The sequence below is a fragment of the Betaproteobacteria bacterium genome, assembly GCA_009693245.1.
Lineage (GTDB): Bacteria > Pseudomonadota > Gammaproteobacteria > Burkholderiales > SHXO01 > SHXO01.
Map to the genome: position 1 here is coordinate 1 of SHXO01000109.1, position 9,737 is coordinate 9,737.

The 9,737-nt window shown below is 57.8% G+C and carries 12 protein-coding genes and 1 tRNA gene; 11 read left to right on the forward strand and 2 right to left on the reverse strand.

The features are described 5' to 3' along the window. Positions 1-8 precede the first annotated feature (8 nt). The 5 genes from EXR36_14490 to coq7 all read left to right on the forward strand — a co-directional run bounded on the left by EXR36_14490 (position 9) and on the right by coq7 (position 4,068). On the forward strand, positions 9-1,439 hold the full coding sequence (locus tag EXR36_14490; protein MSQ60805.1) for a M48 family peptidase: 1,431 nt from the start codon (positions 9-11) through the stop codon (positions 1,437-1,439). A gap of 95 nt (positions 1,440-1,534) precedes the next feature. Next, entirely contained in the window at positions 1,535-2,845 is a 1,311-nt protein-coding gene (locus EXR36_14495; GenBank protein MSQ60806.1) for a cyclic nucleotide-binding domain-containing protein, read from the forward strand. 33 nt (positions 2,846-2,878) lie between these two features. After that, positions 2,879-3,199 carry a rhodanese-like domain-containing protein gene (locus EXR36_14500; protein MSQ60807.1) on the forward strand — a complete coding sequence of 107 codons (321 nt, stop codon included), beginning with the start codon at positions 2,879-2,881 and terminating at the stop codon, positions 3,197-3,199. Beyond that, a complete protein-coding gene (locus tag EXR36_14505) occupies positions 3,200-3,433 on the forward strand; it encodes a sulfurtransferase TusA family protein (protein MSQ60808.1) in 234 nt (77 codons plus the stop codon). Beyond that, a complete protein-coding gene (gene coq7 / locus EXR36_14510; protein MSQ60809.1) occupies positions 3,433-4,068 on the forward strand; it encodes a 2-polyprenyl-3-methyl-6-methoxy-1,4-benzoquinone monooxygenase in 636 nt (211 codons plus the stop codon). The genes EXR36_14505 and coq7 overlap by 1 nt, the downstream gene beginning before the upstream one ends. Here coq7 and EXR36_14515 read toward each other — a convergent pair. Further along, positions 4,051-4,485 carry an OsmC family protein gene (locus EXR36_14515; protein MSQ60810.1) on the reverse strand — a complete coding sequence of 145 codons (435 nt, stop codon included), beginning with the start codon at positions 4,483-4,485 and terminating at the stop codon, positions 4,051-4,053. The genes coq7 and EXR36_14515 overlap by 18 nt on opposite strands. A gap of 145 nt (positions 4,486-4,630) precedes the next feature. On the opposite strand from EXR36_14515, the gene petA reads away from it, so the two are divergent. From petA to EXR36_14545, 6 genes are all read left to right on the forward strand, one after another. Further along, positions 4,631-5,227 (forward strand): ubiquinol-cytochrome c reductase iron-sulfur subunit, encoded by a 597-nt coding sequence (gene petA, locus EXR36_14520; GenBank protein ID MSQ60811.1) that lies wholly within the window; start codon positions 4,631-4,633, stop codon positions 5,225-5,227. A 3-nt stretch (positions 5,228-5,230) separates the two neighbouring features. Further along, positions 5,231-6,493, forward strand: coding sequence for a cytochrome b (locus tag EXR36_14525; GenBank protein MSQ60812.1), 1,263 nt, complete (start codon positions 5,231-5,233; stop codon positions 6,491-6,493). A gap of 29 nt (positions 6,494-6,522) precedes the next feature. After that, entirely contained in the window at positions 6,523-7,245 is a 723-nt protein-coding gene (locus tag EXR36_14530) for a cytochrome c1 (protein MSQ60813.1), read from the forward strand. A gap of 21 nt (positions 7,246-7,266) precedes the next feature. Then, the gene (locus EXR36_14535; GenBank protein MSQ60814.1) at positions 7,267-7,866 is read left to right on the forward strand and encodes a glutathione S-transferase; all 600 of its coding nucleotides are present in this window, start codon (positions 7,267-7,269) and stop codon (positions 7,864-7,866) included. Further along, positions 7,863-8,282: a ClpXP protease specificity-enhancing factor gene (locus EXR36_14540; GenBank protein ID MSQ60815.1), complete on the forward strand. Its 420-nt coding sequence runs from the start codon at positions 7,863-7,865 to the stop codon at positions 8,280-8,282. Before EXR36_14535 ends, EXR36_14540 begins: the two co-directional genes overlap by 4 nt. Before the next feature lie 63 nt (positions 8,283-8,345). Further along, positions 8,346-8,421 (forward strand) — tRNA-Thr (locus tag EXR36_14545). A gap of 168 nt (positions 8,422-8,589) precedes the next feature. On the opposite strand, the gene EXR36_14550 is transcribed toward EXR36_14545, so the two are convergent. Next, entirely contained in the window at positions 8,590-8,976 is a 387-nt protein-coding gene (locus EXR36_14550; GenBank protein MSQ60816.1) for a hypothetical protein, read from the reverse strand. Between the last annotated feature and the right edge of the window lie 761 nt (positions 8,977-9,737).

Here is a 9,737-nt window from a genome sequence, read left to right on the forward strand (position 1 = left end):
ATAGCATCATGACTCTTCGATTCCCCTTCTTGGCGATCCTGCTCGCTTCAAGCGCGCTGTCCTGGTCCGCCGACAACTTGCCCGACCTGGGGGATGTTTCCGAGACGGCCATTTCGGCGCAGCAGGAACGGCGCTTGGGCGAGAGCATCATGCAACAAATCCGTGGGAATCGTGCCTATTTGGATGATTTGGAGGTGGTGGAATATCTCAACGCTTTAGGCCACCGGCTTGCGTTCCAAAGCCAAGATTTGCGTTTTGCGTTCGAGTTCTTCGGAATCGACGATCCGTCGGTGAATGCCTTCGCCCTCCCAGGCGGATTCATCGGTGTGCACACGGGCCTGTTGTTAACGGCCGAATCGGAGTCCGAGCTTGCGTCGGTTTTAGGGCACGAGGTGGCGCATGTGTCTCAGCGCCACTTGGCGCGATTGATCGCGGCGCAGCAGAAATCGCAAGTGGCCTCCATCGCCGCGCTGGCGCTCGCGATACTCGCGGCGCGTTCAAGCCCCGATCTCGCCCAAGCCGCGATGGCGGGGGCACAGTACGCCAGCATCCAAACCCAGCTTAACTTCACTCGCGACCACGAGCGCGAAGCCGACCGAATCGGAGTTCAGTTGCTCGAGCAAGCGGGGTTCGACGCGCGTGCCATGCCAGTATTTTTCGAGCGCTTGCAGCGCGCAACCCGCGTCTACGATTCCAACGCGCCGTCCTACGCGCGCACTCACCCCGTGACCTACGAGCGCATTGCCGACATTCAAAATCGCGTGGAGGCTTTGCCTTACCGGCAGGTTCCAGATTCTCTCGATTTTCTTCTACTGCGCACTAAACTTCAGGTTCGTCAGATGAGGGCGCAGGAGGCCCTGGCCTATTTCGAATCGCAGTTGAAGGAGAAACGATTCACCTCCGAAGCCGCCGCCCGCTACGGGTTGGTAGCTTCTTTGCTGGAAGCGAAGAAGACCGCTCGGGCGGTTGCGGAACTGCCGTCTTTGCTGGACGTCACGAAGCATCATGCGATCGCGGATACCCTGGTGGGCCAAGTTTTGGCGGGAAGCGCGGACGCCCAAGGCGCCTCCGCTTTCTACGAACGGGCCTACGAAAGGCATCCCAGGCATCGTGCGCTGGTGACCGACTACGCCCGCCATCTTTTGGCACAGAAACGCCCTGCGGAAGCGCTAAAGCTAACCACCGCGCTCCTGGCTACGGGAGTCAACGATGGCCGGCTCTACGAATTGCAGGCGCAGAGTTACGCCGGCCTCGGCAAGCGCTTGCAACAACACCGTGCCCAGGCGGAGGCTTATTTAATAAAGGGAAGCTTGCCCGGGGCCATCGAACAACTCGAGATCGGCTTGCGCGCGGGTGACGGGGACTACTACGATTCCTCCAGCGCCGAATCAAGGCTCAAGGAACTCAAGCACCAAGATGCCGAATTGCGGCGCAAGTAGCTGGCTCGGCGGGACAAGCGCTTAAGAAGCGGCACTCGCGCCTAAGCTTTTCGCCGGGCGGTTCGATAATGCGAGGGTACTTCCGTGTATCCCTCATGAAAAAAATCGGCAAATACAAGGTCATCAAAGAGCTTGGCAAGGGGGCCACCAGCGTGGTGTACCTTGCCAAGGATCCCTTCGCCAATCGTGAAGTGGCCATCAAGCTCGTGCAGCCCGAGATGCTGGAGAACAAGGAGTACGGAAAGCGCTTTCGCAAGCTCTTCCTCGCCGAGGCAGCCCTGGCCGGCAAGCTCTCTCACCCCCATATCGCGGCCATCTACGACGCGGTGGCGGACGATGACGACAACTACATCGTCATGGAATACGTCAACGGCGGGACCCTTGAGGAGCTCGCGAGACCGGACAATTTGCTGCCCATCAGCAAGGTAATAGAGGTGATCTTCAAGTCCTGCAAGGCACTCGATCATGCCCACCGGCACGGCGTCATCCACCTGGACATCAAGCCGGCCAATATCCTGATGGCGGGTGGCACGGATATCAAGATTTCGGATTTTGGCGCTGCCCTCTATGCCTCGGCGGAAACCACGCAAGTAAGTGGCGTGGGCTCTCCGGCCTACATGTCTCCGGAGCAGTGCCAGGATATGCCGCTTACGGTTCAAACCGACATATTCTCCTTGGGCGTGGTGATGTACCAGTTACTCACAGGGAGCCTGCCCTTCAAGGCCAATAACAACTACAGCGTAGTGTTCCAGATCATCAACACCGATCCGCCGTTGCCTAGCGTCCTGCGCCCGGAGATTCCCAGTAGCGTCGATCTCATCGTCCGCCGGGCCCTGTACAAGCCTTTGGAGAAGCGATATCAAAACTGGGACGAACTCTCCCAAGATCTAGTCAAGTGCTTTAGCGAGATCGGGCGTCCAGGCCTTGCCCTGCCGGATACGGAGAAATTCGCCGCGGTGCGAGGTCTCCCCTTCTTTAGAAACTTCGCCGACGCCGATCTGTGGCAGGCCTTGAACGTCGCCACCTGGAGCCGGGTGGAGCCGCAGACGGAAATCATTGCCGAGGGCGATGAGGGTGCGTCCTTTTACGTGCTGATTGCCGGTGAAGTAAAAGTTACCCGGGGCGGCAAACTACTCAATGTCCTTCGTACCGGCGAGTGTTTCGGCGAGATGGCCTGGTTATCGAGGAAACAAGCCAAGCGTAGCGCCAGCGTGGTGTCCATCAGCGGGGTCTCCTATATTGAGATACGGCCGGAGGCTCTCGCGAACGCGCCCCAGGCTTGCCGCCACCAGTTCACCGACTCTTTCTTGGAGCTTCTGGTGGATCGCCTGGACGCCGCGGATACCCGGATTACCCAACTGCTCAAGGAGCGCTCCACAGTCACGACTTCAGGCGCTGGTGTATGATTCCCCGTTATCTCAATTACCGGCCGGCCCCCAGTGTTTACTCAAATCGATGTTAGCGGACTCGATGCACTGCGCTCTGACGGACACATCGCCTTGATCGACGTGCGCACCGATGCCGAAGTGGAGCGCGGAGTCATAAAAGGTACCCGGCACATCCCCTTGCACGCCTTGCCGCAGCGCGCCGGCGAGTTGAATCCAGCCGCGACGACGGTGATCTACTGCCAGTCCGGCGGACGCTCCGCGCAGGCTTGCGCGTTCCTGGCCAGTCAAGGCTTCTCCAATTTGCACAACCTGCAAGGCGGAATCCTGGGGTGGCTCAGGGCGGGGCTAGAATTGGTGGCGTTGGACAAATAAATGGAAGCATCTTTCGACCGGGAAGTGGACGCGCGCGGGCTCAATTGCCCCTTGCCCATATTGCGTACGAAGAAGACTCTAAACGATATGACCTCTGGGCAAGTTCTCAAAATTCGCGCGACCGATCCGGGCTCGCTGCGCGACTTCCAGGCCTTTTCCAAGCAGACTGGAAACGAGCTGCTGTCTCACGAGACTTCGAGCGCGGAGTTCGTTTTTTTCCTACGTAAGCGCTGATGAACTCGCAAAGCCACGCCGATCGTGTGTTGAGTGTTCTAGACCAGGCCCTTAGAACCCTATTCGCGCCCGCTCGTAGTGCCAGGCCGAGTCCCGCCGCGGAGCTTCCGCAAGATCCTCTTCCCGGCCCCGACCGGCGCCGGTCGGCGGCCCTCATGCGGGTCAATCACAGCGGCGAGATTGCCGCGCAAGCGCTCTACGAAGGGCAGTCCCTGGTGGCGCGCGACGAAACCCTGCGGACACTCTTGCGTCAAGCGGCGCGTGAAGAAGCCGACCATCTTGCCTGGACGCAAGCGCGCATCGCCGAGCTAGGAGGCCGCAAAAGTATTCTGAATCCGCTCTGGTATGGAGGCGGGCTTGCCATGGGAATAGCCTTCGGCCTGCTGGGAGACCGCTGGAATCTAGGCTTTCTGGCCGAGACGGAGCGCCAAGTGGAAACCCATCTCGAATCTCATCTCAAAATTCTCCCGGCCTCCGATTCGAAAAGCCGGGCGGTCATTGAACAGATGCAGCGCGATGAGGCGGCGCATGCCATCGCCGCCAGGCGCTCTGGCGGCGAGGACTTGCCTGCGCCCGTCCGGCTTGCCATGCGTTGCGCTGGGCGTGTTCTGACAGGATTATCGCGCCTCGGCTGAGGTTTCCTCGGCTATTTCCCAATCGTGTGTCACCAGGGCCGTCTTTGCCAGCATGGCGGTGGCTGAGCAGTACTTATCGGCGGACAACTTGATGGCCCGCTCCACATGCTTGGCCTCAACCCCGCGCCCGGTCACCACGAAGTGCAGGTGAATGCGCGTAAAGACCTTCGGGTCTTCGGTTGAGCGCTCGGCATCCATCTCGATCACGCAGTCGGTCACCTGCTGGCGGGCCTTGCGCAATATGACAATGACGTCATAGGCTGTGCAGCCTCCCGCGCCAGCAAGCACTAACTCCATGGGTCTTGGACCCAGATTTTTTCCGCCGCCCTCGGGGGCGCCGTCCATTAATACTTTATGGCCGCTTTGCGTTTCGGCCTGGAAGGCAACCCCTTTCATCCACTTGATTCGAGCTTTCACCGAGCGTTCTCCAAAATGGTCTAAACGACCCAAAACATTCTTATAATCATTAGTTTAATGCCGAAACTCTATCGTTGGAGTGTAAAATTGCACGCGTATTCTATAGAATTCAATCCTTTGGCATTGCGATGAGGTAATGACGAGCATGGCGGATCATCCGGTGGGTAATGGGAAAAGGCGCTTTTTGCTGGCGGCCACCAGCGCGGCAGGCGCGGTCGCGGGGGTTGGAGCGGCGACGCCCTTTGTGTTGAGTTTCTTTCCCAGCCAGAGGGCGTTGGCAGCGGGTGCGCCCGTGGAATACGACATCAGCAAGATCGAACCTGGCATGATCGTCACGGTGGAATGGCGCGGCAAACCCGTGTGGATCGTGCATCGAACCAAGCAGATGCTGGAGAGTTTGCAGAAACTCGACAGCCAAGTGGCCGATCCCGCCTCCGAAGTGGCGATGCAACCTACTTACGCCAAGAATAAGAATCGCTCGCAAAGGCCTGAATATCTGGTCGTCGAGGGAGTCTGCACGCATCTGGGCTGTTCCCCGACCGCCAAACTTCAGGCGGGCGCCGACAGTGGCATGGGCGAGAGTTGGCGGGGAGGGTTCTTTTGTCCTTGCCACGGTTCCAAGTTCGATTTGGCCGGACGCGTGTTCAAAGGCGTCCCCGCGCCCTCCAACCTGCGAATTCCCAAGCACACCTATCTCAGCGATACCCGGCTGCTGATCGGCGAAGACAAGAAGGAGGCCTAAGGCATGGGCGCGCTCATTCAATGGATAGACGACCGGTTCCCGCTGACCAAGCTGTGGAAGGAACATCTTTCCGAATACTACGTACCGAAGAACTTCAACTTCTGGTATTTCTTCGGTTCGCTCGCCTTGGTGATCCTCGTCATCCAGATCGTGTCGGGCATCTTTCTCACCATGCACTACAAGCCCGATGCCGCCGGGGCCTTTGCCTCGGTCGAATACATCATGCGCGATGTGCCAGGGGGGTGGCTGATCCGCTATATCCATTCCACCGGCGCCTCGATGTTCTTCGTGGTGATCTATCTGCACATGTTCCGCGGGTTGCTCTACGGTTCTCACCGCAAGCCCCGGGAATTGATCTGGGTGTTCGGCGTGATGATTTACCTATGCTTGATGGGCGAGGCTTTCTTCGGCTATTTGCTTCCATGGGGACAGATGTCCTACTGGGGCGCGCAGGTGATCGTCAACCTCTTCAGCGCGGTACCCTTCATCGGGGAGGATTTGTCGGTCTGGGTACGCGGGGATTTCGTGGTGTCGGATGCAACGCTGAACCGATTCTTCGCCTTCCACGTGATCGCATTGCCCTTGGTGTTGCTGGCCTTGGTGGCCGTGCACATCATCGCGCTGCACGAAGTGGGTTCGAACAATCCGGACGGTATCGAGATCAAGAAGAACAAGGATCCGAAGACCGGCATACCCCTGGATGGTATCCCCTTCCATCCCTATTACACCGTGAAGGACATCGTTGGCGTGGTGGTCTTCCTCATGGTGTTCACCGCCATCATTTTCTTCGCGCCGGAGATGGGCGGCTATTTCCTGGAGTACAACAACTTCGTTCCGGCCGATCCGCTGGCAACGCCGGCGCACATCGCCCCGGTTTGGTACTTCACGCCCTACTACTCGATTCTGCGCGCGGTGCCGCCGCTTTTTGGCTCGCAGTTCCCCGGGGTCTTGGCGATGGGCTTGGCCGTGGTCATGTTCTTCTTCCTCCCGTGGCTTGACCGCGGCCGCGTGAAATCCATTCGTTATCGCGGAATCAAGTTCAAGACTTGGCTTACATTGTTCGTCGTGGTGTTCTTGATTCTCGGATACCTGGGCACGGCGCCCACCAATGTGTGGGGGCAGTTCGGGACGTGGCTGGGAGAAGCTGAAAGGGCGACGGTGGCCGCGCGCATTTGCACGCTCATCTACTTCCTCTACTTCATTCTCATGCCCTGGTATACGCGCTCGGACAAGACTCTCCCCGAGCCCAGCCGGGTCACCATGTAATGAGCCAGCCCGTGAAGAGACCCAACAACATGAAAAATCTGCTAGCCCTATTGTTTTGCTTGCCGGCCTTCGCAATGGCTTCCGAGGAGGCCAAACTTGACCGGGCGCCCATCGACACGCGCGATGTGGCCTCCATTCAACACGGCGCCAAGATCTTCGTGAATTACTGCTTGAACTGTCATGGCGCGGCACACATGCGCTACAACCGTCTCAAGGATCTAAGCCTCTCGGAGGCTCAGATCAAGGATAATTTGATGTTCATATCCGATAAGGTGGGCGATACGATGCGCGTTGCCGCGCCCATGGCGGACCAGAAAACTTGGTTCGGCAAGGCGCCGCCTGACCTGTCGGTGATCGCCCGTGCGCGCGGAGCCGATTGGCTCTATACCTACCTGCGCGGCTATTATCGCGATCCTGGAACGGCCACCGGCTGGAACAACATCGCCTTTCCTAGCGTTGGCATGCCACACGTGCTCTGGCAGTTGCAAGGGCAGCAGGTCATGAAGGTGGAAGAGCGCGAGGGCCTTCATGGGAAGGAACATATCAAGAAACTTGTGCTCGAAACCACGGGATCGCTCAAGCCTGCCGAGTACGACCGCTTCACCGCGGATCTCGTCAACTACCTCGTGTTCATGGGCGAGCCCGCGCAAACGACGCGCAAGCAAATCGGCTACGTGGTGCTCATGGTATTGGGCGTGCTATTCGTTCTGGCGTACTTGCTCAAGAAAGAGTATTGGAAGGATGTTCATTAACCAGGGGAGCCAGAAACAGCCATGATGACTTTATATTCGGGAACGACCTGCCCCTTCAGCCAGCGCTGCAGGATAGTGCTGTTAGAAAAGGGGATGGATTTTCAGATCATCGACGTTGACTTGTACAACAAGCCCGAGGATCTGTCGGTGATGAATCCCTACAACCAGGTGCCCGTATTGGTCGAGCGCGATCTCATCCTCTACGAGTCCAACATCATCAACGAGTACATCGATGACCGGTTTCCTCACCCGCAGCTCATGCCCGCGGACCCGGTCATGCGAGCCCGCGCGCGCCTTTTCCTGTTTCGCTTCGAGAAGGAGCTCTTCTCCAACATCGAAACGTTGGAAAAGGGCCCCACCAAGGCCGCCGATAAAGCACGCATCGTCATCCGCGACAGCCTGGCGCAAATCTCTCCAGTGTTTCTGAAGCAAAAGTACATGCTGGGCGAGGAGTTTTCCATGCTCGACGTCGCCATCGCGCCGCTGCTCTGGAGGCTGGAGTACTACGGCATTCAACTGCCGAAACAGGCGGCGCCGCTGCAAAAGTACGCCGAGCGGATCTTTAGCCGTCCTGCCTTCATCGAGGCGCTCACGCCCTCGGAAAAAGTGATGCGTAAGTGAAAGAAACCCCGACTACTCCTTACTTGATCCGGGCCATCTGGGAGTGGTGTGCCGACAACGGCTACACCCCTTTCCTGTCGGTCAAGGTCAACGAGGACACCCGCGTTCCGCAAGAATTCGTTCGCAACGGCGAGATCGTTCTAAACCTGAGTTCGGACGCAACGCGAAATCTCAAGATCGGAAATGACCGGGTGCAATTCTCCGCACGCTTCGGAGGCGTATCGCGTGAAGTGTCCGTGCCCATAAACGCCGTGTCCGGCATTTTCGCAAAGGAGAATGGCCAAGGACTAGCCTTCGCGCCCGTGCAGGCAAGCGAAGAAGGCACGAAAAAGGATGAAACCGAGCCGCGTAAGAAGGGAGGCACCCCGCCGTCCCCTCCCACCGGAGGGCGCCCAAGACTGCACGTGGTGAAGTGACCCCCGCAGGCTTCGCAGCGTAGAGCGCGAACGGAAGCCCTCCTCGTATAATTCACCCCTCAAGCCGGGTTAGCTCAGTTGGTAGAGCAGCTGATTTGTAATCAGTTGGTCGGGGGTTCGACTCCTCTACCCGGCACCAATAATCATATGCTTACGAGATTGGAACTTTATTCTCGGCCTCATGTAGACACCATGTAGACGGCTGAATCAACTTCGTTCGGGCACCCTTTGGAGTGACCTACTCAGTTGACGCCCCTCCTTATCCTTGCCAGGAGGGCAATGTAGCTCGCGGTCGCTGGGCAAAGCGCTACTTCACCATCGCCCTAATTTGCTTCGCCTCCATATGCGCCACAAAGTGACTTTGCTTGGCGGCGTCTAGATGATCGGCCAAGAGCACAACGAGCAAGCGCTCTTCATAGACTGCTTGGTATGAGTCAATCTGGCCAAACGCCCGGTCCATGTCGGGCGCACTCCTAGGCATCTTGAATTCAATCCCGATCCCGCCCCGCTGCGGGTGCCCCAGATGGAAATCTATTTTCCAGCCCACTCCTTGGCTCATGGGGAACTGCTCGTGTACCCAGTCCTCTCCGAAAGCATCCGCCATGTCTTCATAGAAGGGGCCGTAGTAGGCGCTTTCAGTTTTCTCGGGTTTGACGATCTGGTGCCATCGCACGAATGGAATCACATTATCCATGGTGAAGAAACCTGGGCCGATTGGGGTTGGTGGCTTGGTTAGCAACCCTTCCCGATATTTCGACGCGACGCGAAGGCGTGATCTTTTCTGTTTGAGGGTGCCGCTTTGATCCTGGTTCAGATCCTTGAGCCACTTGGATAGTTGCGTGCGTCTTAGCGTTTAGGAAGCGCTCGAAGAGCGCGTCGCGCAGCGCGACGTCGGGTTGCGGCCCGGGTTTAACATCCGGAATTGCGACTTCTAGGACAGCGGTCATGGGCTTTTTCTCCGTCTACAGGAAGGAATCAGTTCGGGAAGCGAACACCCGACTCCCTCCGCATGAACGGCAATCAAGGTAAGTTCTCGAGACACTGGAAGTACGTTGCCAGGATGTAGCGTGCCGCAATGGGACGATTCGCCTACTACGAAGACAAGTGATTCGGATTCCGTAGCCACACCCGTAGTCTTGCGATAGCCGATCTCCGGATCGCAGTTGCGTTTAAACCTAGAAAAAGCTACTGCACACGAAGAACACGACGGTACACGAAGGAAATCAAAAACATCGAAGCGGCATCGCTCTCACCAGATTGGTGAGCCTCAGTCGCGCTATGTTTCTTCGTATTTCCTTCGTGTACCGTCGTGTTCTTCGTGGTTAATCGCCGGTTGAGGGTTGACAGAACTCCAAGGGGCGAAAACGAGGCCCAGTTTGGCGTGCGGGAACCCGCGCCACATGCCAGGAATGAAGACGTGTCTTTCACGTAACGCCATCGGAATGCCCTTGGCCG